This is a genomic window from Amaricoccus sp., assembly GCF_017993425.1.
Classification (GTDB): Bacteria; Pseudomonadota; Alphaproteobacteria; order Rhodobacterales; family Rhodobacteraceae; genus Amaricoccus.
In genome coordinates, this window is sequence record NZ_JAGOMQ010000011.1 from 45,747 (window position 1) to 71,933 (window position 26,187).

The following is a 26,187-nucleotide window of genomic DNA, read 5'->3' on the forward strand; positions in this document are numbered from 1 at the left end:
GCAGCCGGATTTCGAGATGGCCTTGAACTAAAAAACCGAGGAAAGCGATGAAAAAGATTCTGTTCGCGTCGTCCGCTCTCGCCGCTCTTGCGGTCGGCGGCGCGGCGTCGGCCGAGATCGCGCTGTTCGGCAGCGCCCGGCTTGGTATCGGCTACAACATCAACAACGAGGGCGGCGTCGATCTCGAGGCTGTCGAGGGCACGAACGCCGACGGCGTCACGATCATCGACCGCTACGAGGGCACCGAGGACCTTCGCGCCGTGTCGCGTATCCGCTTCGGCGTCACCATGACCGGCGAGTCGGATTCGGGCATCACCTTCGGCGCCACGATCCGCGCCGACAACGCCTCTTCGGGCGGCACGGACGCCTCGGCGGCCACCGGCCAGACGGCGGGCGAGGTCTTCGTGTCCGGCTCCTGGGGCACGCTGACCTACGGCGACACGAACGGCGCGGACGAGCAGAACGTCGGCGACGCGATCGGCAACGTCGCGCTGACCGGCCTCGGCGACCTCAACGAGACCCCGTACTTCTCGAACGGCGGCGGCTTCGGCGACGACTCGATCCAGTTCGCCAACAACCCCGAGACTCGTCCGACGGTTCGTTACGACTACAACTTCATGGGCGTGCAGGTTTCGGCCTCGACCAACCGCTCCCTGAACGACGTGGGCGTCGGCGCGAGCTACACCTACGAGTTCGACGAGGGCTCGGTCACCGGCGGCGTCGGCTACTACGACTTCCAGGAGTTCACGACCACCGTCACGGGCATCCCGGGTCTGGTCGACGTGAAGGGCGGCGAGCAGTGGTCGGTCGGCGCGACCGGCACGTTCGGCGGCTTCTCGGGGGGCATCGTCTACACCGCCTCCAGCATGGACAGCGACAACGACCTCGTGTCGGGCGACCTCGACGTGATCATCGGCGGCCTCGGCTACACCTGGGACGCGTGGACGATCAACGCCTACTACGCCAACGTCCTGACCGGCAACGGCTCGTTCGAGTACTATGACGGCAACGACAGCTACGGCGCGTCGGTGCAGTACGACCTCGGCGGCGGCGCCTCGGTCAACATGGGCGTCGCCCAGACCTACGGCCGCGCCCAGATCGGCGATCGCGACGACCTCGCGAACTACTATGCTCCGGAAGTCGAGGACGCCACCGTCGCCGACTTCGGCATCAAGATGGCGTTCTGATCCAGTCCGGATCGAATGCAGGGAAAAGGCGGGCATTGCCCGCCTTTTTCTTTAAGGCGACAGCATCGTCCCCAGTCCGGTCGCCTCGTGCCCGCCTGGTCCGACGGGCGCGCGGGCCCCGGCACAAGCCGGAGGGCAATCAATGCGGCGTCTCGTCCTTCTCCTCTCCACGGCCGTCCTGCCGGCGGCGACCGCTTCCGCGGAGGTCACGCTCAGCGGCACCGCGCGGCTCGGCATCGGCTACGGCGTCCTCAACAACGGCGACCCGTGGCTCGAGCCCACCCGCACCGAGACGGTCGACCGGGGCGGCGCGCCCGTCGCCGTCGACACCCGCCTCGGCGCGCCCGACGACGAGCTGCGCGCCCTGAGCCGGGTGCGCTTCGTCTTCACCGGCGTCGGCGAGAGCGACAGCGGCATCACCTTCGGCGCCTCCATCCGCGCCGACAACGCTCCCTCGGGCGGGACGGGCCCCACGGCGGCCAGCGGCCAGACCGCCGGCAGCGCCTTCGTCGCCGGCGCCTGGGGCACGCTGACCTATGGCGACGTCGACGGCGCCGACTACCAGCGCGTCGGCGACCCGATCCGCAACGTCACCCTGACCGGGCTCGGCGACTTCAACGAGCTGCCCTTCCTGTCGAACGGCGGCGGCACCGACAACGACGAGCTGCAGTTCCTCGCCGACCCCGACGTCCGGCCGACGGTGCGCTACGACTACGACATCGCCGGCTTCGGCCTCTCGGTCTCCACCGACCGCGACCTCGACGCCGTCGGCGTCGGCGCCGGCTACACGCTGGAGCTGGGCGACGGCTCGGTCACCTTCGGGGCCGGCTACTACGATTTCAGCGGCTTCGAGGGCGAGATCGGCTACTACGGCGAGGTCGACGTGCCCGACGGCGAGGAGTGGTCCGCGAGCCTGCGCGGCACGTTCGGCGCGTTCCAGGCCGGGATCGGCTTTGCGGCGATCAGCGCGGGCGACCTCGGCGAGCTCGACGTCCTGACCGGCGGGGCAGGCTTTGCGCACGAGGCCTGGTCGGTCTACGCCTATTACTCCGCGGTGGTCGACGGCAACGCGCTGTTCGGCGAGGCGCTCGACGGCCGGGACAGCTACGGGATGTCGGTGCAGTACGACCTCGGCGGCGGCGCGACGGTGAACATGGGCGTGGCGCGCAGCTATGGCGCCGACGCCGTGGGCGCGCCCGAGGACGCGCAGTTCGCGCCGGAGGTCGAGGCGACGACGCTCGCCGACTTCGGCATCAGCATGGCGTTCTGAGGTGACGCTCGCCGCCATCGAGGCGCGGCTCGCGGCCGCCTGCGCCGCCGCCGGCCGGCCGCGCGCGGCGGTGACGCTCGTCGCGGTGTCGAAGGAGCAGCCGGAGGAGCGGGTGGCGGCGGCGATCGCCGAGGGCGCCCGGGTCTTCGGCGAGAACCGGGTGCAGGAGGCCGAGGGGCGCTGGGCGGCGCGGCGCGGGGCGCTGCCGGGGCTGGAGCTTCATCTGGTCGGGCCGCTCCAGACCAACAAGCTGGCGCGGGCGCTCGATCTCTTCGACGCCATCCACAGCCTCGACCGCGACGGCCTGGCGACGAAGCTCGCGCGCGCCGTGCAGGCGCGGGGAAGCTGTCCGCTCCTGTTCGCGCAGGTCAACGTCGGCGACGAGCCGCAGAAGGCCGGCGTCGCCGAGGGGGCGCTCGACGGCTTCCTCGCGCGCTGCCGCGGGATCTGGGACCTGCCGGTCTTCGGGCTGATGTGCATCCCGCCGGTCGACGACGACCCGGCCCCGCATTTCGCCCGGCTGGCGGAGATGGCGCGCCGGAACGGCCTCGCCGGGCTCTCCATGGGGATGAGCGACGACTTCGAGGTCGCCATCGCCCACGGCGCGACCCATGTCCGGGTCGGCTCCGCGATCTTCGGCGCGCGCCGGCCGGCGGGCTGAGGGAATTGCAACCCTCGACCCCCGCTGCACGACGGCGGCGGCGGCAAGGGTCCGTCCAGCGGCGACGTCTCGCCCCGCGACGGCTCCCGCAGGGTGACATGCGCATGTCAACCTGCTCGACGCGGAGCGGTCGGGGCAGGAAGGGCGCAAGCCTCAAGTGAGTCGAAGGGCGCCAGCCGGTAGTCGTTAAGTCACGCGCAAATAAACATGGTCGAGATGTGGCCCGTTCGTATCTGATCGAGCTCGCCCGACAGCCTCGCGGGCGATTGGCCGTGAGGACGCCCGGCCCCCTGTGGGACAAGGCAAGAGTCGTGTAGCGCGCCCTTGCCGTCGGCGCCTGCCTTGCCCCGCGGGCGACCGCCGGGGCAGGGCCGGGGGGCGTCCCCGCGGGCGGGCGTCCGAGGCCGCGGGGTCAGACGGCGACCGGGGTCCGCTGGCGGAGGGGCTTGCCGAGCTTCTCCGCGAGCAGGGCGGCGATCTTCGGGGGCACGAAGGTGCTCACGTCGCCGCCGAGCCGGGCGATCTCCTTGACGAGGCGCGAGGCGATGGCCTGGTGGTGGGCGTCGGCCATGAGGAACACCGTCTCGACCGTGTCGTTCATCGCGCGGTTCATGCCGACCATCTGGAACTCGTACTCGAAGTCCGAGACGGCGCGCAGGCCGCGGATGATCACCGTCGCGCCCACGTCCTCGGCGCAGTGGATCAGCAGGTTCTCGAAGGGATGCGCCACGATCTCGACCCCGCCGGCGCGGCCGAGCGGGCCGGCATGCTCCTCGACCATGGCGACCCGCTCGTCGAGGGTGAAGAGCGGCCCCTTGTCGCGGTTGATGGCGATGCCGATCACCAGCCGGTCGACCAGCTTGCAGGCCCGCCGGATGATGTCGGCATGGCCGAGCGTGACCGGGTCGAACGTGCCCGGATAGAGCCCTACGCGCATCTCGTCTCCCGCAGGCTTTGCGCCACGGGCGCGAGGCGGCGGGGGCGCGCCTCCGCTTCCGGGCAGGACATGGCGGCGCCGCCGGCCCGGGCGGTCACCAGGAGTTCGCGATCATCCCGGTCAGGGCGGTGTTCTCGCTCTCGATCTCGGCGAGCCGGGCCTTGACCACGTCGCCGATGGAGATCACCCCGATCATGCGGCCCTGCTCGACGACCGGCATGTGGCGGAAGCGGCCCTCGGTCATCCGCTCCATCACCGAATGCGCGGTGTCGTCGGGGTGGCAGGCGATGACCGTGCGGGTCATCAGGTCCTCGGCCTTCAGCGCCATGCATTCGACGCCGGTGGTGCCGAGGGCGCGGACGATGTCGCGCTCGGAGAGGATCCCGTCGACGATCGATCCGTCGCGGCTGACGACCACGGCGCCGATGCGGTGCTTCGCGAGGAGCTCCGCCGCGGCCTTCACCAGGTCGCCCGGCTTGATGGTGATCGTCTGCTGGAGCTTCTTCTGAGCGATGATCGAATTGACGTGCATCCGCGCCTTCTCCCCCGCGGCCCGGCGCCCGGGCGGCGCCGCGCAAGGAAGTGTCGCCCGCGCGGCGGCCGCGAGTCAAGCGACCCGCGGCGCCGCGAGGGGAATCGGGCGAGGTCAAGGCGGGCCGGCCTCAGTCGAGGAAGCGCTCCAGCCGGGCGCGCATCGCCGGGTCGTCGGCGAAGAGCTCGGCGACGAGGCGGGCGTAGAGCTCCGGGCGGCCGGGCTTGTGCTCGGAGCGCGGCGCGATCTCCACCGCTCCGGGCGCGTCGGCGAGCCAGGCCGGGTCGGCCGGCAGCCGGGCGAAGGCGGCGAAGCGGGCGAAGAAGTCGCCGCCGAGCTCCGCCTCGGTGAAGCTCCAGAACCGCTCCGGGTCGGCGCGCTCGCGCGCCCGGAACCAGCGCAGGCTCTCCAGCACCCGGCGGAGCGTGGCGTCGAAGGTGCGCTGGTCCTCCGGCAGCAGGTGGCGGACATGGCCGGTGGCGAGGTTCGAGCGGGCGCAGTCCATCGGGTTGCGCACCGGGAACAGGAACACCGTCTCCGGCACGGCGGCGAGGAACGCCTCGACCGATGGCCGCCCGGCCTCGAAGCGGTTCTGGAAGCGCATCGAGTCCTTCCAGAACAGCGTCGTCGCCTCCGGCTTCGCCAGCACGTCGCCGAACCGCGCCCGATAGGCCGCCTCGATCGGCCGGCCGCGGAAGGCGTGCGACAGGAGCACGTTGCCGCCGTAGCTCGACTTGCGCCCGTGGCGCAGCAGCCGCAGCGCCACCGCCTTGAACGCCCGCCACCGCTCCGGGCCTGGCGCGTCGAACGGGTCGTGGCGCGAGGCGAAGACCCGGTCGGCGGCGTGGTTCAGCACCACCGCCTGCGGGTGCAGCGCGAAGAGCGCCGCGGTCATCGTGGTGAGGTTGCGGTAGGGCCCGAGCGGCAGCACCGCCGTGGTGATGCGGTCGGCGGCGGCCAGCTCCTCCGGACGGAGCGGCCGCGCAAAATCCGCGAGGCTGCCGAAATACGTCGCCACCTTGTCGGGCGCCGAGCGCACCCAGTGCGCGAACGTGTCCTCGGCGCTGCGGGCCTCGCGCTTCATCTCAGAGCTGGGCCATGACCTCGTCGGAGATCTCGAAGTTCGCGGTGACCGACTGCACGTCGTCGTCGTCCTCCAGCGCCTCGATCAGCTTCATCAGCGACTGCGCCGCCTCGAGGTCGAGCTCGGTCGTCGTCTGCGGCTTCCAGACGAGCTTGGTCGATTCCGCCTCGCCGAGCGCCGCCTCGAGCGCGGTCGAGACGTCGTTGAGGTCCTCGACCGCGCACCAGACCACGTGCCCGTCCTCGCCGCTCTCGACGTCCTCGGCGCCGGCCTCGATCGCCGCCTCCATCACGCGGTCGGCGTCGAGCCCCGCGCCGTAGACGATCTGGCCCTTGCGGTCGAACATGAAGCTGACCGAGCCGGTCTCGCCGAGGTTGCCGCCGCGCTTGGTGAAGGTCGAGCGCACGTTCGAGGCGGTGCGGTTGCGGTTGTCGGTCATCGCCTCGACGATGATGGCGACGCCGCTCGGCCCGTAGCCCTCGTAGCGGATCTCCTCGTAGCTCTCCATGTCGCCGGCGATCGACTTCTTGATCGCCCGGTCGATGTTGTCCTTGGGCATGGAGACGGCCTTGGCCTCCTTGACCGCGAGGCGCAGGCGCGGGTTCTTGTCGGGGTCCGGGTCGCCCATCTTGGCGGCGACGGTGATCTCCTTCGAGAGCTTGGAGAACAGCTTCGCGCGCACCGCGTCCTGGCGGCCCTTGCGATGCTGGATGTTGGCCCACTTGGAATGGCCGGCCATGGGTCTCTCCCGGGTCTTTCGAGGATGGCGCGCCTTATAGGCGAGCCCCCGCGCAGGCGGCAAGCCCCCCTCTCGCGGCGCGGCGGGGCAGGGGCCTCAGGCCAGCCGCACGATGTGGTTGTCGAAGGCGAGCCCCGAGAACGCCCGCCGCCCGCCGGCCACCGCCGCGTCGAGGAACAGGCCCTCGCCGGTGGTGCAGACGAAGCGCCCCTGCGCCGCCGCCACCCCGCAGAGGTCGGGCGAGTCGAGCTCCGTCGCAGCGCCGGTCGCGAGGTCGAAGACCAGCATCATCCCCCCGCGCGGGCAGGTGATCGCCGCCTGGCGCGCGTCGTCGGAGATCGCCGCGCTGCCGGCGTAGTTGCGGGTCCGCCGCTGCGTCTCCGGCGCCGCCGAGAGAAACTCCAGCGCCGCCGCCCCCGGCCGATGCACCGCGAGGAGCGGCGGGTTCATCAGCTCGTCCCCCTCCCATTGCAGCGCCGCCGCCAGCGTGCCGTCGCGCGCGATGGCGATGTGGCGGATCGAGTTCAGCCGCAGCTCGTCCGGCGTCTCCAGCGTCTCCAGCACCCGTCCGGTGGCGACGTCGAGATAGCTGAGGTTCGCGTGCATCGTCGCGAGGTTCAGCGGCGAGCGCACGTCGGTGTCGGTCGCGATCCCGCCGTTCGCCACCGCGAGCCGGGCCCCGTCCCGGGTCAGCAGGATCTCGTGCGGCCCGATCCCCCCCGAGGAGACCTCGCCGATCCGGGCATAGCCCGATGCCGCGTCCCACACCCCGAGGAGCCCGCGTCCCTCCTCCGCCGTCTCGGTGGTGAAGAGCGTCGCCCCGTCGCGCGAGAAGGCGCCGTGGCCCTGGAAGGCGCGGCCCGCCGGCGCGCTCAGCTCGGCGACCACCCGCCCGTCGGCGCAGTCGAGCACCAGCGCGTAGCGCCCCGGCCGCCGGCCGAAGGCCACCGCCTCGGCGAGCCGCGGCCGCGCCGCCGCGGCATGGCCGCGCGCCGGCAGGTCGATGCGGAACCGCTCCGCTCCGTCCTCGCCGAGGCCGAGCAGCACGAAGCGGCCGTCCGGCAGCCCGGCGGCGGCGAGATAGGCGGGGGAGCCCACGTCCGCCCAGGTGGCCCGCGGCGCGAGCCCGACGGCGGCGAAGGCGGCGAGAAGCCCGCGGCGCGATGTCCTCATCTCAGTCTCCGTCCATGGAGTTGAAGCCCGCGGCGATGCCGAGCGACCCGCCGACCTCGACCACGAGATCCGTGCGCAGCCGCCGGATCGCCTGCTGCGCCGATTCGACCCGGATCCGGGTCCCCGGCTTGGTCACGGCGACCGCGACGTCGCCCATGCCCGCGGCCGCCTGCTCGGCCTCGACGAACGCCGCCTCCAGCCCCGCCTGCGCCTTCGCCGACAGCTCCGGCGCGAAGGCGGTCTCGTAGAGGCTGCGCGCCGCCGCCACCGACAGGATCACGTCGCGCTGCGGCCGCCCGGTCCGCCAGGCCTCGGCCCGCCGCGGCTGCGGCTTCTCGAAGGTGCCGAGCGGCCGGCCCAGCCGGTGGTCCGCCGTCACCTCGAGCCCGCCGGCGAGCGCGGTGAAGATGGCGCGCGAGCCCTCCTCCGGCGTCAGGTAGAGCGGGTTGCCCGGCGCGCCCGCCGTCGCGAGATACCCCGCGAAGGGATCCCGCCAGCGGTCGCGCGCCTTGGCCGCGGTCGCCGCGAGATCGACCGCCACGGCGGTGACCAGCCGGCATTCGTAGCTCCCCGCCGCCGGCGGCCCCTCGGCGAGCAGCGCGTCGAGCGCGAAGAGCCCGCGCGCCGCGACCGAGAGCTGCGCGAAGCGTGCGGGGTCGTCGACCACCGGGTCCTGGTCCGCCTCGAGCTTCGCCAGCGCCCGCGGCGTCGCGCTGCGCTCGTCCGGCCAGAAGGCGATGGCGAAGCCGGTGTCGCCCTCCTCCAGCGGGCCGAAGCGCAGATGCGCCACCCCCATCCAGGCGTCGAAGGCGGCATTGTAGGCCGCCATCAGGTCCTCCGGCCCGCCGGCGCAATGCCCCTGCGCCGCGGTCGCCAGCGCCGCCGTGTCCGCGGCGAGGGTGTCGAAGCGCGGCAGGATATGCCCCTCCAGCGCCCGTTTCGCGACGGCGGCATGATCGAGCGCCCCCGCCGGCCCGGCGAGCAGCCCGAGCGCTGCCGCAACCGCCGCGAACGCCCGCGCCGACCGGCCCCCACGGCCTCCGGTCGGTCCCTGCCTCCAACCGGCGCGAGCGGCGCATTGCGTCGCGCCGCTCGCCGCCCGGGAGAGGCGAGAAGCGCCGGGCGGAACCGTCGGCCGGCAATCCCCGTCGTGAATGCGGCGACGTCGCGGCGAGGACATCAGGCTCCACACTGCACGACAGTGGAGAGAAACCTCGGTCGGGAGAGTGCGGGACGGTGAAGCCAGACGGATTTGACCCGTGGCAACTCCGTCCGCGATCGCCCCTGCGGGGGGCGAGCGCGTCGCCGCGCTCGCCGGGGCGATCACGGCCGGATTGCGCGCGACGGGGAAATCTTCACCCCCCACGGCCTCCGCGCCAACGCGCTCCGGCCGTCGGCGCGGCGAAAGCCGGGCTTTCGCTTGTCGGGCCGCAGCCTCGCGGGCAGAGCCCGCTTCGGTCGGGGCGAGCGCCGCAGCCTCGGGCGGCAACCGGCTCCTGTCGCGTAGTGTAACCAGGCTCCGCACCACTCGAAATATATCAGTAATAACAACACCTTGCCCGCATATCACGCGTGATAGCACCGTCCGCATCCCCTAAAGGCTCCCCAGGAAGCGCAGCAGCGCCGCCCGCTCCTCCGGCGTCATCTCCACCACCCGGTCGCGGGCGGCCTGCGCCTCGCCGCCGTGCCAGAGCACCGCCTCGAGCAGGCTCCGCGCCCGCCCGTCGTGCAGGAAGCTCTCCTGCCCGGTCACCGTCCCGGTCAGCCCGATCCCCCAGAGCGGCGCAGTCCGCCATTCCCGCCCCTCGGCCCGGCCCTCGGGGCGGTTGTCGGCCAGCCCCTCGCCCATGTCGTGCAGCAGGAAGTCCGAATAGGGCCAGATCAGCTGGAAGCTCTGCTCCGGCCGGTCGGTCAGGCGGTGGGTCACGAACTTCGGCGCGTGGCAGGCGGCGCAGCCCGTCGCATAGAACAGCTCCTTGCCGCGCAGCACCTCCGGATCCCCCGGATCCCGCCGCGCCGGAACCGCGAGATTGCGGCTGTAGAAGGTCACGAGGTCGAGCGCGGCGTCCTCCGCCTCGGGATCGCCGCCGTGCGGCGCCGCGCGACAGGCCGCCTGCGCCGCGGTGCAGTCGCCCCAGCCGTCGGGATGCAGGCGCGTCGAGATGCCGATGTCGCCGGCGAAGGCGGCGGCGGTCTGCTCGCGGATCGTCGGCATCCCGGCCTTGTAGCCGAAGCGCCCGAGCATCGGCTGCCCGAACTCCGCCGACCACACGATGTTCGGCCGCCCGCTGATCCCGTCGCCGTCGGCGTCGTCGGGGTCGGCATGGGCGAGGATGTCCGCCGCCGGGATCGCCTCGACGAGCCCGAGCCCGATCATCTGCGGCGCCACCCGCGGCGACATCATCACGTCCTCGGCCATGGGGCCATAGGCGAGGTCGGCCACGCCGTAGCTCGGCCGCCGCAGCCGCGCCGTCTCGCCCCCGGCGAGCGCGACCTCCTCCTCGGCGTAGTCGATGGTGAACCGCCCCTCGGCGGGAATCCCGGCGATCGAGAAGGTCTGGAACTGCCCGCCATAGACCGGCTCCGGCGCCGCCCCGATCCAGTCGGCGATCTCGCCCGCCAGCGCATCGTGGTCCGACGGCACGGAGAGCCGCAGGAACATCTGCGTCGCCGGCTCGCCCGGCGCCGGCGGATGGCCGCGCGCGTCCTTCAGGTGGCAGTTCTGGCAGGCCCGCGAATTGAAGATCGGCCCGAGCCCGTCCGAGGCCTGGGTCGAGGACGGCGCCGAGACCCAGAGCTTGCGGAAGATGCCGTTGCCGACCTTGAAGTCGAGCTCCTTCGCGAAGTCGAGGTTCGCCGACGAGAACGAGAAGGCGTTGGCGTCCGGCCGCCGCCGGTTGGTCGCCGCCCCGCCGGGGTTGGTCTCGAACGGCTCCGGCGCCGCGAAGCTCGTCGCCGGCGCCGTCACGGAAACGACCCGCCCGGCCTCCTCGGCCGTGCGGGGCGTGACGTTCAGGTGCGCGTCCCCGGCGGGTTGCGACGCGGCCAGCGGCGCCGCGAGGACGAGCGCCCCCGCGAGGAGGACGCGCCGCATCGCCGCCGCCTACTGGAAGACGGCGTCGGGGTTGTCGAGGCTGTCCGAGCCCTCGAAGGCGATCTGGCTGAGGCCGAGCGCCGACACCGCCCGCTCGATCGCCCGCGTCTGGTCGATCAGCGCGTTGACGCCGCCCATCACCAGCGCCTCGCCGGCCGTGTTCCCCGTCGCCAGCATCTGGTCGTAGGAGGTGCCCGCCTCGGCGGTCGTCTTGATCGCCCCGAGCGCCGCCATGGTGGCGTCGAGCTTCCCGCGCAGGTCGGCGTCGACCGTCGGGTCGACCGCGGCGACCAGCCCGGACACCGACGGCCCCTCCACGACGCTGCCGTCGATCCGGGTGTAGTGCCCGAGATAGACGTTCCGCACGCCCATCCCGTCGTAGTAGTGGCTGTTGTAGGTGTTGTCCGAGAAGCAGTCGTGCTCCTCCTCCGGGTCGTGCAGCATCAGCCCGAGCCGCATCCGCTCGCCGGCCTGCTCGCCGTAGCTGAGGCTGCCCATGCCGGTCAGGATCGCCACAACCCCGGCGGCCGGATCGGCGAGCAGCGTCTTGCGCGCCTCGCCGTCGTCGCCCCACTGCGCGACCATCCAGCTCAGGTCGTCGACGAGAAGGTCGGTCGCCGCCTGCAGATACTGCCCCCGCCGGTCGCAATTGCCCCCGGTGCAGTCCGCCCCGGAAGCGTAGTCCGTCCACGGCCGCTCGCCGGCCCCGTGGTCGGTGCCGTGCAGGTCCTGCCCCCAGAGCAGGAACTCGATGGCGTGGTAGCCGGTCGCGACGTTCGACTCGATCGCGTCCGCCTCCTGCAGCTTCTCCGCCAGCAGCTCCTTGGTGATGACGCTCGCGTCCACCGTCTCGCCCGAGAGCTCGAAGCTCGGATTGGCGATGACGTTCAGCACCGCATAGGGGTTCTCGTCCGTCGCGCCGCCATAGACCGGATCGACGTAGTCGATCAGCCCCTCGTCGAGCGGCCAGGCGTTCACCTTGCCCTCCCATTCGTCGACGATGGCGTTGCCGAAACGGAACACCTCGGTCTGCTGGTAGGGCACCCGGCTCTGCAGCCACGCCGTCCGCGCCGCCTGCATCGTCTCCGCCGACGGCGTGGCGATCAGCGCCGCCACGGCGGCCTTCAGCCGCTCCGCCGCGGCGAGGCTGTCGCCGTAGCCCGCCTCCGCGATGTCGGCATAGGTCCCGAGCACGTCCGCCCGCTCATCCGCCGCCGCCGCCCCCGCTCCCGCCAGCAGGCCGAGCGCCGCCGCCCCCGTCCACAATCCCCGCATGACCCCACTCCTCGCCTGTCCGCGGCCCGCGGGCCGCCCCTGTCGCGGCGCACCCTAAGCCGGAGCAATCGAGTCGGGAATAGGGGGGCGAGAGAAATCATCGGAAATGCGGGGGTTCGCGCAGGCGATCCTTGGGGCGTGAACTCATAAGCCGGTCTGCCGATGCGAAGGGCAGGCTTCGGCCCGAAGCGACCTTGCCGCGCCATCGGGTGAATGACCGCGTCGAGCCCAAACCGTTGGTGCTGCACCGGTCGCGGAAGGCCATGATGCGCAGAATGGGGGCGGCCTATGAAATATCCCGTTAGGGCGCCAGGTAGTCATCGACGATAACCTCGCAATCCAGTCCGAGCTGCTGGGCGAGATCTTCTGCCCAAGCCTTCATACTCTCATTCCCCACGAAAATCGCAGTGATCAACTTCTGATCCACCGGGTCGAGAACCTGGACCTCGGCATCGTTCCATGTCGGACGGTTATCCGGGATCTGGTAGTGATCTCGTCGGGAGCGGTATCCCCTCTCCTCGGGGATATAGACGTCTTCATCCTCAAACATGCTGTTGAAACCCCAGGGCCCGCCCAAAAAGCCGCGGGCATTCCGAACAGCACTGGTGGACGCATTCTGCCGGCAAAACCGGCAGGAGTGCGTCCAAAGCACTTCGCGTTCCACCCGCAGAATGATCCAGCCCCTGTGATCGACTTTTCGCTTCGCATCGAACATCGAGGAGTTAATGGAGTCGATCGAAAAGGAGATCGCCCGCGGCGTGTCATCCCATCGCGCATCATCGGTGTACGTGTATTGGAGGTTCGTGTCGGCGAGGTCTTCGCGGGAGAGTAAGCCATTGCTCAGAATGCTCAGCAGGTTCTCTCTTCGGGTGAAGTGGTACAGCGCTAGGATGCCGCGGCCTTCGGCGGCCCGCCTGATCTTCTGGCGGAAATGCGCCATACCGCGGTTACCTTTCTGAAAATCAGCTTGGGAGCAGATGAACGTTCACTCCGTCCGTAACTCGGTTTCAGGTCCGCGACTTTCCGGTGACCGCTCTTGGCGCTTTCCGACTGTGGTGTTGGTCTTGGGGTACGCGCCCTTAACCGCCGATGAAAAAACGGCAAGCCGGATTCCAGCCCGGTTCTTCCGGGCCGGAACAACGGGATAACCCCCGCCGTCAGGCGTCGGTGACAAACGTCTGCTTCTGCCGCCCCAGCCCCTCGATGCCGAGCTCCACCACGTCGCCCGCCCGGAGGAACGTCGGCGGCTTCATCCCCATCCCGACGCCCGGCGGCGTGCCCGTCGAGATCACGTCCCCCGGCAGCAGGGTGAAGAACTGGCTGAGATAGCTCACCAGGAACGCCACGCCATAGACCATGGTCGCGGTCGAGCCGTCCTGCATCTTCTTGCCGTTGACGTTCAGCCACATCTTCAGCTTCTGCGGATCGGCCACCTCGTCGCGCGTCACCAGCCACGGCCCGATCGGGCCGAAGGTGTCGCAGCTCTTGCCCTTGGTCCACTGCCCCTGCCGCTCCGCCTGGAACGCGCGCTCCGAGACGTCGTTCGCCACGCAATACCCCGCGACATGCCGCATCGCATCGGCCTCCGCGACATACTTCGCCTTCGCCCCGATCACCACGGCGAGCTCGACCTCCCAGTCGGTCTTCACCGAGCCGCGCGGGATCAGCACGTCGTCGTCCGGCCCGCAGATCGCGCTCGTCGCCTTCATGAACACCACCGGCTCCGACGGCACCGCCATCCCGGATTCCGCGGCGTGGTCGGCGTAGTTGAGCCCGATGCAGATGAACTTGCCCGTCCCCGCGACGCAGGGCCCGAAGCGCACCCCCTCGGGCGCCTTCGGCAGGCCCGCCGGGTCGAGCTTGCGCAGCTTCGCCAGCCCCTCGTCCGTCAGCACCTCGCCCGAGATGTCGAGCACGTGCCCCGACAGGTCGCGGATCCCGCCCTCGGCGTCGATCAGCCCCGGCTTCTCCGCCCCGGGCTCTCCATAGCGAACCAGCTTCATCCCGATTTCCCCCTGTTCAGACGTTGGTCCAGCCGCCGTCGACCACATGGATCGCGCCGGTGGTGAAGGCGCTCTCGTCCGAGGCGAGATAGACCGCCAGCGCCGCGATCTCCTCCGCCCGGCCGAGCCGGCCCATCGGCTGGCGCGCGACAAAGGCGGCGTGCGCCGCGTCGAAGTCGCCGGTCGCGCGCATCCGCTCGTGCAGGCTCGGGCTCTCGACCGTCCCCGGGCAGATGGCGTTGCAGCGGACGCCTTGCGTGACGAAATCCGCCGCCACCGCCCTGGTCATGCCGATGACGCCCGCCTTGGTCGCCCCGTAGACGAAGCGGTTCGGCACGCCGACCACGCTCGACGCCACGGAGGACATGTTGACGATCGACCCGCCGCCCCGCGCCACCATCCCGGGCAGGAAGGCCCGCATCATCCGGTACATCGCGGTCATGTTGAGATCGACGGAGAAGGCCCACCTCTCCTCGGTGCAGTCGAGGATGGTGCCGCCGTCGACATAGCCCGCGCAGTTGAAGAGCACGTCGATCCCGCCGGTCCGGTCGCGCAGCGCCGCGATCGCGCCCGCGTCCGTCACGTCGAGCCGCGCCGTCTCCAGGCCCGCGGCCGCGAGCTCGCCCAGCGTGGCCTCGTTGATGTCCGTGGCGACGACCCGCGCCCCCTCGGCGCGGAACGCCAGCGCCGTCGCCCGCCCGATCCCCTGTCCCGCCGCGGTGACGAGGCAGGTCTTGCCGTCCAGCCGGTTCATCGCACCTCCCCCGCGCGGTCTCCCGCCACGCCGGGAACGGTTGTAGGGGGAGAGCGCAGGACTTGTCCACCCGACGGGACCGCCCGGCCGCGGCGCGTCAGTCCCGGGGCCGGGTCGGCGCGCCCGGTCCTGCCGGTCGCGCCGCAGCTCCGCGCTCTCGGCGCCGTCGGCCCGACCCCGCTCCGCGCCGCGGGCGAGGGCGACCCCGCCGCCCGTCGGTCGCGGATCGAAGCCGGCACGCTCCCCGTCGGGCCAGTCGAGCCGCAACCGGCTCACCCCGAGCGCCGTCGGCCCGGCCCCCGCTCCGCGCCGCGGGTGTGGGCGACCCCGCCGCCCGTCGGTCGCGGATCGAAGCCGACACGCCCCGCCGGGCCAGTCGAGCCGCAGCCGGCTCGCCCCGAGGGCCGTAGGCCCGGACCCGGCGCCCGGTCCACGCCGCAGGCCCCCGCTCCTGCCCTCAGTCGCGGGTCAGCGTCAGCACCCCGCCGTCGTACCAGTCGAGCCGCAGCCGGTTCGCGCCGAGCGGCGTCAGCGTCGCGCCCGGCCCCCAGGCGGCGCCGCCGCAGGTGACCGCGACCCCGCCCGCGCCCGGCGCGAGGCGCGGCGCGGCGCAGCCGTCGTAGGTCCCCTCGCCGTTGGTCCGGCCCGTGTCCCAGGTGATCCCCGACGGCGCGATCCTCAGCACCGCCCCGAGGTAGGACGGGTCGTCGTCCACCAGCGCGGTGGCGCGCATCCCCGGGTCGTTCTCCACCTTCGTCACCACCCACGTCCCCAGCGCCGAGACCGGCGCCGCCGAGGCCGCCCCCGCCAGCCCGAGCCCCACGAGCGCCGCTCCGATCGTCCGCATCCGCCGGACCCTCCCTCTGCAATCCCCGCGCAGCATCCCGGCCGCCGCGCCGGAGTCAACCGGGACGCCAAACCAACCCCATGGAAACACGGGGCAAACGCGATCCCTCCCCGATCTTCTACTTATCCACACCCCGTCCCCCCGTTTCGTTCCGCTTCCCGCCCGCCCGGCGGGCTGTATAACGGCCGCGACCGGGAGGCACGCCGAGGGGGGCAGCGACATGGCGGACGGACCGGCAGGCGCGGACGCGGACGTCGCCGGCGCGCCCCATTCCATCGAGGCCGAGCAGGCGCTCCTCGGCGCGCTCCTCGTCAACAACGACGTCTACGACCGCGTCGCCGCCGTCGTCCGCGCCGAGCACTTCTACGAGCCCGTCCATGCCCGCATCTTCGAGGCGGCGGCCAACCGCATCCAGAAGAACGCGCTCGCCTCCCCGGTCACGCTCAAGGCCTTCCTCGAGGACGACGAGGGCCTGCGCGCCCTCGGCGGCCCGCCCTACCTCGCGCGGCTCGCCGGCGCGGCGATCTCGCTCTTCGCCGCGAAGGACTACGCCCGCCTCGTCTACGACCTCGCCATCCGCCGCGAGCTGATCGGGCTCGGGCAGGACATCGCCGCCAAGGCCTCGCGCATGGACCTCGACGACGAGCCGCGCGACCAGATCGTCGCGGCCGAGCAGGCGCTCTACCAGCTCGGCGAGCAGGGCAAGGTCGACAAGGGCTTCCAGTCCTTCCTGCGCGCCGCCACCGACGCGGTGAACGTGGCCAACGCCGCCTATCGCCGCGACGGCGGCCTCGCCGGGCTCTCCACCGGCCTCGCCGACCTCGACGCCAAGCTCGGCGGGCTCCACCCCTCCGACCTGCTGATCCTCGCGGGCCGCCCCTCGATGGGCAAGACCTCGCTCGCCACCAACGTCGCCTTCAACATCGCCAAGGCCTACCGCAAGGGGATCAGGCCCGACGGCCCCGAGGGCGCCATCGACGGCGGCGTCGTCGGCTTCTTCTCGCTCGAGATGTCCGCCGAGCAGCTCGCCGCCCGCGTCCTCTCCGAGGCGGCCCGCGTCCCGTCCGACCGCATCCGCCGCGGCGACCTGACCGAGGACGAGATGCGCCGCTTCATCGAGGCGGCCAAGGCGCTGGAGGCCTGCCCGCTCTTCATCGACGACACGCCGGCGCTGCCGATCTCCACCCTCGCCGCCCGCGCCCGCCGCCTGAAGCGCCAGCACGGCCTCGACGCCCTCTTCGTCGACTACCTCCAGCTCGCCAAGCCCGCCTCCTCGCGCAGCGAGGGCCGGGTGCAGGAGGTGTCCGAGATCACGCAAGGGTTGAAGGCCATCGCCAAGGAGCTGAACATCCCCGTCGTCGCCCTCTCCCAGCTCTCCCGACAGGTCGAGAGCCGCGAGGACAAGCGCCCCCAGCTCTCCGACCTGCGCGAGTCGGGCTCGATCGAGCAGGATGCCGACGTGGTGATGTTCGTGTTCCGCGAGGAATACTACAAGGAGCGCGAGAAGCCCGGCGAGCACGACGGCGAGGCGATGATGAAGTGGCAGACCGCCATGGACGCGCTGCGCGGCAAGGCCGAGGTGATCATCGGCAAGCAGCGCCACGGCCCCATCGGCACCGTCGACCTCGCCTTCGAGGGCGAGTTCACCCGCTTCTCCAACCTCGTGAAGGCCTATCAGGCCACGGCGCAGGTGGATTTCCGTTGACGAAGGTTGACCGTGAGTTACCGGAATCGCCAAATCTCTGATATCGCGACGGAATTAGCCACTATCGCGCGTGTTAGCGAGGAGCCCGAGCCATCGCCCGCGCCCGCCTGACTATCGACCTCGGCGCCCTCGTCGCCAACTGGCGGGCGCTCGACGCCCTCTCCGGCCCGGGGGTCGAGACCGCGGCCGTGCTCAAGGCCGACGCCTACGGGCTCGGCGCCGGCCCGGTCGGGCGGACGCTCGCAGCCGCCGGGGTGCGGACCTTCTTCGTCGCGCTGGCCGAGGAGGGCGCCGCCCTGCGCGACGCCCTCGGCCCCGGCCCGGCGATCCTGATCCTCGGCGGGCTGATGCCCGGGGACGCCCCCCTCGTCGCCGCCCGCGACCTGACGCCCTGCCTGAACAGCGCCGCGCAGGTCCGCGCCTTCGTCGCCGCCTGCCCGGGCCGCCCCGCGGCGGTCCAGCTCGACAGCGGCATGAACCGCCTCGGGCTCGAGCCCTCCGACCTCGACGCCCTCGCCGATGTCCTCCCCGGCCTCGCGCCCGTCCTCGTCCTCAGCCACCTCGCCTGCGCCGACACGCCGGACCACCCGCAGAACGCCGCCCAGCGCGCCGCCTTCGCCGCCGCTGCGGCGCGCTTCCCCGCCGCCCGCCGCAGTCTCGCCGCCACCGGCGGCGTGCTGCTCGGGCCGGACTACCACCTCGATCTCGTCCGCCCCGGGATCGGCCTCTACGGCGGCCTGCCCTTCGCCGCCGCCCGCCCGGTGGTCACGCTCGCGCTGCCGGTGATCCAGGTCCGCGACGTCCCCCCGGGCGAGGCCGTCGGCTACGGCGCCGCCTGGACCGCCTCCCGCCCGTCGCGCATCGCCACCCTCGCCGCCGGCTACGCCGACGGCCTCCTCCGCGCCCTCGGCGCGGCTTCCGTCCGCCTCTGGGCCGGCGACACGCCCGTGCCCCTCGTCGGCCGCCTCTCCATGGACCTGATCACCGCCGACGTCACCGACCTCGCCGCCGTCCCCCCGACGCTCGACATCCTCAACGCCCGCCAGGGCGTCGACGCGCTGGCCGCCGCCGCCGGCACCATCGGCTACGAGATCCTGACGAGCCTCGGCGGCCGCTACGAGCGCGTCTACCTGGACGCCCCATGACCTGCGCCCGCCCGCTCCTCGTCGTCGCCGCCGCACGACGCGCCCTCGTGGCGCGCCCGTGACCGGCGGCCGGGCTTCGACAAGCCTTGGCGGCCGGGCCCGGGGCGTCTATCTGGGCGGCCCATGACCGCCGCCCACCTGCTCCTCGGCCTCGCCGCCTCGATCGGCCGCTCCACCCTCGGCCTCCTCGCCGCCACCGGGCGCGTGGCGATCTTCGCCGCCGACGCGGTCTCGCAGCTCTTCCGCCCGCCCTGGTACTGGGGCGAGCTCGGCCGCCAGCTGATCCGCATCGGCTACTTCTCGCTGCCGGTGGTCGGGCTCACCACCCTCTTCACCGGCGGCGCCCTCGCCCTCCAGATCTACGCCGGCGGCTCGCGCTTCAACGCCGAGACCGTGGTGCCTTCCATCGTCGCCATCGGCATCGTCCGCGAGCTCGGGCCCGTGCTCGGCGGCCTCATGGTCGCCGGCCGCGTCGCCTCCTCGATCGCGGCCGAGCTCGGCACCATGCGCGTCACCGAGCAGATCGACGCCCTGACCACGCTCTCGACCGACCCGATGAAATACCTCGTCCTGCCCCGCGTCCTCGCCGCCACGCTGGCGCTCCCCGTCCTCGTCGGCCTCGGCGACGTGATCGGGGTGATGGGCGGCTACCTCGTCGGCGTCTACCGGCTCGACATCAACGCGGCCAACTACATCCGCAACACCGTCGACTTCCTCACCACGATGGACGTCGTCTCCGGCCTCGTGAAGGCCGCCGCCTTCGGCTTCATCCTGGCGCTGATGGGCTGCTACCACGGCTACAACTCCGGCCGCGGCGCCCAGGGGGTGGGGCGCGCCACCACCGACGCGGTCGTCTCCGCCTCGGTGCTGATCCTCGCCGCCAACTACCTGCTGACCGAGCTCTTCTTCTGATGACGCCGCGCATCGAGCTTCGCGGCGTGCGCAAGGGCTTCGGCGGGCCCGAGGTGCTGGCCGGCGTCGACCTCGCGGTCCTGCCGGGCGAGAGCCTCGTCATCATCGGCGGCTCCGGCACCGGCAAGTCGGTGACGCTGAAATGCATCCTCGGCATCCTGACGCCGGACGCCGGCCAGATCCTCATCGACGGCACGCCGGCCTCCCGCATCGACCGCCGCGCCTTCCTGCGCGACTTCGGGATGCTCTTCCAGGGCGGCGCGCTCTTCGATTCGCTCCCGGTCTGGCACAACGTCGCCTTCCGCCTGATCCACGCCCGCAAGCCCCTGGCGCGCCGCGACGCCCACGCGCTCGCGGTGGCGAAGCTCGCCCGCGTCGGCCTCGGGCCGGAGGTCGCCGACCTCTACCCGGCCGAGCTTTCGGGCGGGATGCAGAAGCGCGTCGGCCTCGCCCGGGCGATCGCCACCGACCCTTCCACGATCTTCTTCGACGAGCCGACCGCCGGCCTCGACCCGATCATGGCCGGCGTCATCAACGACCTGATCCGCGCGCTGGTCGAGGAGATGGGCGCGACGGCGATCACCATCACCCACGACATGACCACCGTGCGCACGGTGGCCGACCACGTGGCGATGCTCCACGGCGGCGTCGTGCGCTGGGCCGGGCACATCGACGACATGGACGCCGCGCCCGACCCCTACCTCCAGCAATTCATCCACGGCCGCGCCGAGGGCCCGATCCCGGCGATCCGCTGAGGCGCCGGCGGCCGGGCCGCCGGCGCGCCCCGCGCGTCAATGCGCGATCATCTCGCGGACGACGGCCGCGTCGTCGAGCGAGGCGGGATAGTAGGTCGGCCAGTTCGTCAGCTCCCCGAGCAGCGCCGCCCGGTCGTCGCCCGCGTAGAGGTGGAAATGGTCGGACGTCTCCGGCGCGATCTTGTGATCGCTGAACTGGATGAACCCCGGCGCCGCCGCGTCGCCCGCCACCTTGCGGAAGACGAACCGCACGCCGCGGTTGCCCTTCTCGTAGGTCAGGACCTCGAACCCGTCCCCGGCATAGGTCCCCGCCACCGTCCCCCCGGCGCTCTCGAAACGCACCACGTCGCCGTCGATGACGATCCGGTCGACGTCGGTCGCGTAGCCGATCTCGTAGTAGGCGCGATATTCCTCCGCGCTCTTGTCGCCATGCTCGGCCTTGTGCGTCATCACCGGCTCGAGCGTCCCGGCGACGAGCAGCGGATAGACCGAGCGCCATTCGCCCGCCCAGTCGGCGAGCGGCCGCGCCGCGATCCGGGCGTCCTCGAAATAGCCCTCATAGACTGAGCCCTTCGCGCCATGGTCGTGCCCGTGGTCGTGCGCCGCCGTCTCGGCCAGCGCCGCCGCGCCAAGGAGGAGCGCCGCCCCCGCCACGATGGCGCCGACGCGCCTGTTGATCCCCGTTCGCATCCTGTCCCTCCGTTCCGCAGATATGTTATATTGTAACATATCAGACGAGACCCATAGCCGCCCGCGCCGACGGACGCAAGGGCGACCTGCCGCGGCGCCGGCTCGGATCGGGCTTCCGCCCGCGACCTCCTGCGTCTATCCAGCCGGACGTCCGCAGGAACGGCGATCGGCGGCGCGGCGGGGGAGGGACGGGGGAGAGATGACGGCCTTCGACGACCAGACGCCCCCGAGGACCGCCGCATGAGCCGCCGCCTCGCCTATGCCTGCGCGGCCTGCGGCGCGACCTTCGCCAAGTGGGCGGGGCGCTGCGAGGCCTGCGGGGCGTGGAACACCATCGCCGAGGAGGCGGGCGGCGCTCCCGGCCCGCAGGGCCGCCGCGCGCCCCGGGGCCGTGCGGCCCCGCTCGTCGACCTCGCCACCGAGGAGGCCGCGCCGCCCCGCCGCGAGACCGGCATCGCCGAGCTCGACCGCGCCCTCGGCGGCGGGCTCGCCCATGCCTCGGCCGTCCTCGTCGGCGGCGACCCGGGCATCGGCAAGTCCACGCTCCTCCTCCAGGCCGCCGCCTCGGCCGCCCGCGCCGGGGCAAAGGTCGTCTACGTCTCCGGCGAGGAGGCGGCGAGCCAGATCCGGATGCGCGCCGCCCGCCTCGGCCTCGCCGCGGCCCCCCTCCGCCTCGCCGCCGAGACCAACCTCGGCGACGTCCTCGCCGCGCTCGAGGCCGAGCGGCCCGAGATCGCGGTGATCGACTCGATCCAGACCATGTGGCTCGACCACGTCGAGAGCGCCCCGGGCTCGGTCGCCCAGGTCCGCGCCTCGGCCGACGCGCTCGTCAGCTTCGCCAAGCGCCGCGGCACGGCGGTGATCCTCGTCGGCCACGTCACCAAGGACGGCCAGATCGCCGGCCCCCGCGTCGTCGAGCACATGGTCGACGCCGTCCTCTACTTCGAGGGCGAGCGCGGCCACCAGTTCCGCATCCTGCGCGCGGTCAAGAACCGCTTCGGCCCCTCCGACGAGATCGGCGTCTTCGAGATGACCGGCGCCGGCCTCGCCGAGGTGGCGAACCCCTCCGCGCTCTTCCTCTCCGAGCGCGAGAGCGCCGCCCCCGGCTCGGCGGTCTTCGCCGGCGTCGAGGGCACGCGGCCGCTCCTCGCCGAGGTGCAGGCCCTCGTCGCGCCGTCGCCGCTCGCCACCCCGCGCCGCTCCTCGCTCGGCTACGACGGCGGCCGCCTCGCCATGATCCTCGCAGTGCTCGACGCCCGCGCCGGCGTCGGCTTCGGCGGGTTCGACGTCTACCTCAACGTCGCCGGGGGCCTGCGCGTCACCGAGCCGGCGGCCGACCTCGCCGTCGCCGCCGCCCTCCTCTCCGCCCGCGAGGGCAAGGCGCTTCCCCCCGACGCGGTGCTCTTCGGCGAGGTCTCGCTCTCCGGCGCGCTCCGCCCCGCCGCGCAGGCCGACGCCCGCCTGCGCGAGGCGGCCAAGCTCGGCTTCACGGCCGCCTTCGCGCCGCCCGGGCCCGGGGCCGCCGGCCCCGCGCCGCTCGAGCTTCGCCCGGTTGCGGATTTGCCCGGCTTCATAGAGAAGTGCTTCGGCGGCATCGAGGGATAAGGGCCCGACATGGAAGGCTTCAACATCGTCGACGGCGTCGCGCTGGCGATCGTCGTTGTCTCGGCGGTGCTCGCCTGGGCGCGGGGCTTCGTGCGCGAGGCGCTGGCCATCGCCGGCTGGATCGTCGCGGCGGTGGCGGCCTTCGCCTTCGCGCCCTCGGTCGAGCCGCTGATGCGCGAGATCCCGGTGCTGCGCGACGTGATCGGCGCCTCCTGCGAGCTCGGCGTGCTGGCGGGCTTCGTCGCGGTCTTCGCGGTGGCGCTCATCATCGTCTCGGTGTTCACGCCGCTCCTCTCCGGCGCGGTGCAGAACTCGGCGATCGGGCCGATCGACCAGGGCCTCGGGCTCGTCTTCGGCGCGGCCCGCGGCGTGGTGCTGATCGCCATCGCCTTCGTGGTCTACGACCGCGTCCTCGGCGGCGCGGGCGGGGCGCCGATGATCGACGAGAGCTACACCCGCGCGCTCTTCGCCGGCATCGAGGCCGACCTCGCCGCCGTCCTCCCCGACGACGCGCCGCAATGGATCGCCGGCCAGTACGAGCGGCTGATCGGCTCCTGCGCCCAGCCGGCCACGCCGGTCGCGCCCGAAACCCCGCCCGCCTCGGGCGCCTGACGCCCCTGCTCCGCTCTCCCGCGCCCGCCTTCCGCTCTTCGGTCCGGATGCTGCGCGTGCGAAAGATCACGCAATAGCGAAAAAGCGCGGCGGGCGGCTGACATCCCCGGCCGCTCCCGCTATATGACGGCTGCGCGACGCGCGCCCCCCGCGCGCCCCCGGAGAGAACCGGTTTGCTGAGCCACCCGTTCGACGACGACAAGCTGCGCGAGGAATGCGGCGTCTTCGGCGTCATCGGCGTGCAGGACGCCGCGAGCTTCGTCGCGCTCGGCCTCCACGCGCTCCAGCACCGCGGCCAGGAGGCGGGCGGCATCGTCGCCTACTGCCCGCAGGAGGGCTTCTCCTCGGCCCGCCGCTTCGGCTACGTCCGCGACAACTTCACCTCGGCCTCGCTGATGGAGACGCTGCCGGGCTCGCTCGCCATCGGCCATGTCCGCTACTCGACCGCCGGCTCCAAGGGCAACACCCAGATCCGCGACGTCCAGCCGCTCTTCGCCGAGTTCCAGATGGGCGGCTGCGCCATCGCCCATAACGGCAACCTCACCAACGCGCTGGCGCTCCGCGAGGAGCTGATCGCCCACGGCTCGATCTTCCAGTCCTCCTCCGACACCGAGTGCATCATCCATCTGATGGCGCGCTCGATCCAGAAGACCATCCCGGAGCGGCTCAAGGACGCGCTCCGCCGCGTCGAGGGCGCCTTCTCCATCGTCGCCATGACGCGGACCAAGCTCATCGGCGTGCGCGACGCGCTCGGCGTGCGGCCGCTGGTGCTCGGCCGGCTCGGCGAGGCCTGGATGCTCGCCTCCGAGACCTGCGCCCTCGACATCATCGGCGCCGAGTTCGTCCGCGAGATCGACCCCGGCGAGATGGTCATCATCGAGAACGGCCGGGCGCAGAGCTTCTTCCCGTTCCAGCCGCGCAAGCCGCGCTTCTGCGTCTTCGAGCACGTCTACTTCTCGCGCCCCGACAGCGTGATCGGCGGCCGCTCCGTCTACGAGACCCGCCGCCGCATCGGCATGGAGCTTGCCAAGGAGGCGCCCGTCGAGGCCGACCTCGTCTGCCCGGTGCCCGACTCGGGCACCCCCGCCGCGATCGGCTACTCCCAGCAATCCGGCATCCCCTACGCGATGGGGATCATCCGCAACCAGTACATGGGCCGGACCTTCATCGAGCCCTCCGAGCAGATCCGCAACATGGGCGTGCGGCTGAAGCTCAACGTCAACCGCGCGGTGATCGCCGGCAAGCGGGTGGTCCTCGTCGACGACTCGGTCGTCCGCGGCACCACCTCCCGCAAGATCCGCGAGATGGTGATGGACGCGGGCGCCGCCGAGGTCCACTTCCGCATCGCCTCGCCGCCGACGATGTGGCCCTGCTTCTACGGGGTCGACACCCCCGACCGCGCGAAGCTCCTCGCCGCCAGCATGTCCGAGGAGGAGATGCGCCGCCACCTCGGGGTCGATTCGCTGCGCTTCGTCTCGCTCGACGGGCTCTACCGCGCCTGCGGCTCCGAGGCCGGCCGCGACGCGGCGAGCCCGCAATTCTGCGACGCCTGCTTCTCCGGCGACTATCCCGTGCGGCCCTCCGACATGATCGACCGAGGCTTCGACGCCCCGGTCCCCGCGGAATGACGGCGGCCCCGGGCGCCGCCCGCGCGTCAACGCTCCGTAAAAAGATGGCAAGCCGGATTCCAGCCGGATTCCAGCCGCCTTCCAGCCTCGTTTTTTCCAGCCTTTCCAACCGAATGGGCGGAGGCGTCAGCCGATCGCCGGGAGCAATGCCGAAATGACCCCCGGCCCCGACATGATCGCCCTCGTCACCGGCGCGAGCCGCGGCTTCGGCTACGCCGCCGCCGCCGCCCTCGGCGCGGCCGGCGCGACCGTCGTCGGCATGGCCCGCACCGTCGGCGGCCTCGAGGATCTCGCCGACGCCATCGAGGCAGCCGGCGGCCCCGGCCCGGTCCTCGCGCCGCTCTCGATCGCCGACGAGGGCGGCCTCGCCCGCCTCTGCCTCGCCATCCACGAGCGCTGGGGAAGGCTCGACCTCGTCGTCCACGCCGCCGCGCACGCCGCGCCGCTGTCGCCCGCGCATCACATCGCCGCCAAGGACTTCGACGCCAGCGTCGAGGTGAACCTCCGCGGCACGCAGCGCCTGATCCGCATGGTCGCGCCCCTCCTCGAGGCCGCGCCCGCCGGCGTCTTCGTCCAGGTCGCCGACGACCGCGCCGGCCGCCCCTTCTGGGGCAGCTACGGCGCCACCAAGGCCGCCGCCGACGCGCTCGCCGCCTCCTGGGCGCGCGAGACCGAGCGCATCGGCCCCCGCGTCCTCCTGTTCCGCCCCGAGCCGATGCCGACCGCGCTCCGCTCGCGCTTCTACCCCGCCGAGGACCGCAGCCGCCTCTCGCCCTGCCGCGCCGAGGCCGCCCGCCTCCTCGCCGAGCTCGCCGCCGTCCCCTCCCTCGCCTGAGCCGCGCCATTGCCGCGCCGCAGCGAATCCCCTAGATCCGTCCGGCAATCCGGAGGGCCAGCATGATCGGACGCCTGAACCACGTCGCCATCGCGGTGCCCGACCTCGCCGCCGCCGCCGCGCAGTACCGCGACACCCTCGGCGCCGTCGTCCGCGACCCCCAGCCGGAGCCCGATCACGGCGTCACCGTCGTCTTCATCGAGCTCCCGAACACCAAGATCGAGCTGCTGCACCCGCTCGGCGACAATTCCCCGATCGCCGCCTTCCTCGCCAAGAACCCCTCCGGCGGCATCCACCACGTCTGCTACGAGGTCGAGGACATCCGCGCCGCCCGCGACCGGCTGAAGGCCGCCGGCGCCCGCGTCCTCGGCGACGGCGAGCCGCGGACCGGCGCGCACGGCAAGCCGGTCCTGTTCCTGCATCCCAAGGACTTCACCGGCACGCTCGTCGAGCTCGAGGAGGCCTGAGGCCCCATGACGATCACCGGCGCGATCGTCCTCTTCGCCGTCATCTGGTTCCTGACCCTGTTCGTTGCGCTGCCGATCGGGCTGCGCACCCAGGACGAGGCCGGCGAGGTCGAGCCCGGCACCCCGGCCTCCGCCCCCTCCGAGGCCTGGATGCGCCGCAAGTTCCTCTGGGTGACCGTCATCACCGTGGCGCTCTGGGTCCCGCTCTGCGCCCTCATCCTCTGGGGCGGCGTCACCGTCCGCGACCTCGACATCTGGCATCGGATGTGAAGGGCCG

26 protein-coding genes are annotated in these 26,187 nt (G+C 72.3%); 13 read left to right on the top strand and 13 right to left on the bottom strand.

Features of this window, described 5'->3' with window-relative positions; all coding sequences use genetic code 11:
• Positions 1 to 47 precede the first annotated feature (47 nt).
• The 3 genes from KBB57_RS07150 (at position 48) to KBB57_RS07160 (ending at position 3,118) form a co-directional block, all read left to right on the top strand.
• Positions 48 to 1,187, top strand: coding sequence for a porin (locus KBB57_RS07150; protein WP_290748060.1), 1,140 nt, complete (start codon positions 48 to 50; stop codon positions 1,185 to 1,187).
• A 142-nt stretch (positions 1,188 to 1,329) separates the two neighbouring features.
• Positions 1,330 to 2,457 (top strand): porin, encoded by a 1,128-nt coding sequence (locus tag KBB57_RS07155; RefSeq protein WP_290748063.1) that lies wholly within the window; start codon positions 1,330 to 1,332, stop codon positions 2,455 to 2,457.
• 1 nt (position 2,458) lies between these two features.
• Positions 2,459 to 3,118, top strand: coding sequence for a YggS family pyridoxal phosphate-dependent enzyme (locus KBB57_RS07160; RefSeq protein WP_290748066.1), 660 nt, complete (start codon positions 2,459 to 2,461; stop codon positions 3,116 to 3,118).
• Between the two features lie 412 nt (positions 3,119 to 3,530).
• On the opposite strand, the gene coaD is transcribed toward KBB57_RS07160, so the two are convergent.
• The 12 genes from coaD to KBB57_RS07220 form a co-directional block, all read right to left on the bottom strand.
• The gene (gene coaD / locus KBB57_RS07165) at positions 3,531 to 4,055 is read right to left on the bottom strand and encodes a pantetheine-phosphate adenylyltransferase (RefSeq protein ID WP_290748069.1); all 525 of its coding nucleotides are present in this window, start codon (positions 4,053 to 4,055) and stop codon (positions 3,531 to 3,533) included.
• Between the two features lie 94 nt (positions 4,056 to 4,149).
• Positions 4,150 to 4,587 (bottom strand): CBS domain-containing protein, encoded by a 438-nt coding sequence (locus KBB57_RS07170; protein WP_290748071.1) that lies wholly within the window; start codon positions 4,585 to 4,587, stop codon positions 4,150 to 4,152.
• Between the two features lie 130 nt (positions 4,588 to 4,717).
• Positions 4,718 to 5,671 carry a hypothetical protein gene (locus tag KBB57_RS07175; protein WP_290748073.1) on the bottom strand — a complete coding sequence of 318 codons (954 nt, stop codon included), beginning with the start codon at positions 5,669 to 5,671 and terminating at the stop codon, positions 4,718 to 4,720.
• 1 nt (position 5,672) lies between these two features.
• The gene (locus KBB57_RS07180) at positions 5,673 to 6,410 is read right to left on the bottom strand and encodes a YebC/PmpR family DNA-binding transcriptional regulator (RefSeq protein WP_290748075.1); all 738 of its coding nucleotides are present in this window, start codon (positions 6,408 to 6,410) and stop codon (positions 5,673 to 5,675) included.
• 96 nt (positions 6,411 to 6,506) lie between these two features.
• Positions 6,507 to 7,583, bottom strand: coding sequence for a DUF1513 domain-containing protein (locus tag KBB57_RS07185; RefSeq protein WP_290748077.1), 1,077 nt, complete (start codon positions 7,581 to 7,583; stop codon positions 6,507 to 6,509).
• A 1-nt stretch (position 7,584) separates the two neighbouring features.
• The gene (locus tag KBB57_RS07190) at positions 7,585 to 9,174 is read right to left on the bottom strand and encodes an imelysin family protein (protein ID WP_367272662.1); all 1,590 of its coding nucleotides are present in this window, start codon (positions 9,172 to 9,174) and stop codon (positions 7,585 to 7,587) included.
• Between the two features lie 3 nt (positions 9,175 to 9,177).
• Positions 9,178 to 10,677: a di-heme oxidoredictase family protein gene (locus tag KBB57_RS07195; RefSeq protein ID WP_290748083.1), complete on the bottom strand. Its 1,500-nt coding sequence runs from the start codon at positions 10,675 to 10,677 to the stop codon at positions 9,178 to 9,180.
• A 9-nt stretch (positions 10,678 to 10,686) separates the two neighbouring features.
• Entirely contained in the window at positions 10,687 to 11,952 is a 1,266-nt protein-coding gene (locus tag KBB57_RS07200; protein ID WP_290748086.1) for an imelysin family protein, read from the bottom strand.
• Positions 11,953 to 12,253: 301 nt separating this feature from the next.
• Positions 12,254 to 12,892, bottom strand: coding sequence for a DarT ssDNA thymidine ADP-ribosyltransferase family protein (locus tag KBB57_RS07205; protein WP_290748089.1), 639 nt, complete (start codon positions 12,890 to 12,892; stop codon positions 12,254 to 12,256).
• A gap of 217 nt (positions 12,893 to 13,109) precedes the next feature.
• Complete coding sequence (locus KBB57_RS07210; protein WP_290748092.1) at positions 13,110 to 13,955, bottom strand: fumarylacetoacetate hydrolase family protein; 846 nt, start codon at positions 13,953 to 13,955, stop codon at positions 13,110 to 13,112.
• A gap of 16 nt (positions 13,956 to 13,971) precedes the next feature.
• The gene (locus tag KBB57_RS07215; protein ID WP_290748094.1) at positions 13,972 to 14,709 is read right to left on the bottom strand and encodes an SDR family oxidoreductase; all 738 of its coding nucleotides are present in this window, start codon (positions 14,707 to 14,709) and stop codon (positions 13,972 to 13,974) included.
• 457 nt (positions 14,710 to 15,166) lie between these two features.
• Positions 15,167 to 15,556, bottom strand: coding sequence for a hypothetical protein (locus KBB57_RS07220; RefSeq protein WP_290748097.1), 390 nt, complete (start codon positions 15,554 to 15,556; stop codon positions 15,167 to 15,169).
• A 220-nt stretch (positions 15,557 to 15,776) separates the two neighbouring features.
• Here KBB57_RS07220 and KBB57_RS07225 point away from each other — a divergent pair, with 220 nt between their 5' ends.
• The 4 genes from KBB57_RS07225 (at position 15,777) to KBB57_RS07240 (ending at position 20,073) form a co-directional block, all read left to right on the top strand.
• Entirely contained in the window at positions 15,777 to 17,261 is a 1,485-nt protein-coding gene (locus KBB57_RS07225; protein ID WP_290748099.1) for a replicative DNA helicase, read from the top strand.
• Positions 17,262 to 17,353: 92 nt separating this feature from the next.
• Entirely contained in the window at positions 17,354 to 18,406 is a 1,053-nt protein-coding gene (gene alr / locus KBB57_RS07230) for an alanine racemase (protein WP_290748225.1), read from the top strand.
• 123 nt (positions 18,407 to 18,529) lie between these two features.
• Positions 18,530 to 19,318: an ABC transporter permease gene (locus tag KBB57_RS07235; protein WP_290748101.1), complete on the top strand. Its 789-nt coding sequence runs from the start codon at positions 18,530 to 18,532 to the stop codon at positions 19,316 to 19,318.
• A complete protein-coding gene (locus KBB57_RS07240) occupies positions 19,318 to 20,073 on the top strand; it encodes an ABC transporter ATP-binding protein (RefSeq protein WP_290748105.1) in 756 nt (251 codons plus the stop codon). The genes KBB57_RS07235 and KBB57_RS07240 overlap by 1 nt, the downstream gene beginning before the upstream one ends.
• A 36-nt stretch (positions 20,074 to 20,109) precedes the next feature.
• On the opposite strand, the gene KBB57_RS07245 is transcribed toward KBB57_RS07240, so the two are convergent.
• Positions 20,110 to 20,763: a metal-binding protein ZinT gene (locus KBB57_RS07245; protein ID WP_290748107.1), complete on the bottom strand. Its 654-nt coding sequence runs from the start codon at positions 20,761 to 20,763 to the stop codon at positions 20,110 to 20,112.
• 240 nt (positions 20,764 to 21,003) lie between these two features.
• Here KBB57_RS07245 and radA point away from each other — a divergent pair, with 240 nt between their 5' ends.
• The 6 genes from radA to KBB57_RS07275 all read left to right on the top strand — a co-directional run bounded on the left by radA (position 21,004) and on the right by KBB57_RS07275 (position 26,180).
• Positions 21,004 to 22,368: a DNA repair protein RadA gene (gene radA / locus KBB57_RS07250; RefSeq protein ID WP_290748110.1), complete on the top strand. Its 1,365-nt coding sequence runs from the start codon at positions 21,004 to 21,006 to the stop codon at positions 22,366 to 22,368.
• A gap of 9 nt (positions 22,369 to 22,377) precedes the next feature.
• Positions 22,378 to 22,980, top strand: a complete 603-nt coding sequence (locus tag KBB57_RS07255; RefSeq protein ID WP_290748113.1) for a CvpA family protein — start codon at positions 22,378 to 22,380, stop codon at positions 22,978 to 22,980.
• Between the two features lie 173 nt (positions 22,981 to 23,153).
• Entirely contained in the window at positions 23,154 to 24,608 is a 1,455-nt protein-coding gene (purF, locus tag KBB57_RS07260) for an amidophosphoribosyltransferase (protein ID WP_290748116.1), read from the top strand.
• Positions 24,609 to 24,762: 154 nt separating this feature from the next.
• Entirely contained in the window at positions 24,763 to 25,443 is a 681-nt protein-coding gene (locus tag KBB57_RS07265; protein WP_290748119.1) for an SDR family NAD(P)-dependent oxidoreductase, read from the top strand.
• Between the two features lie 62 nt (positions 25,444 to 25,505).
• On the top strand, positions 25,506 to 25,910 hold the full coding sequence (mce, locus tag KBB57_RS07270) for a methylmalonyl-CoA epimerase (RefSeq protein WP_290748121.1): 405 nt from the start codon (positions 25,506 to 25,508) through the stop codon (positions 25,908 to 25,910).
• A gap of 6 nt (positions 25,911 to 25,916) precedes the next feature.
• Positions 25,917 to 26,180, top strand: coding sequence for a DUF1467 family protein (locus KBB57_RS07275; RefSeq protein WP_290748122.1), 264 nt, complete (start codon positions 25,917 to 25,919; stop codon positions 26,178 to 26,180).
• Positions 26,181 to 26,187 lie beyond the last annotated feature (7 nt).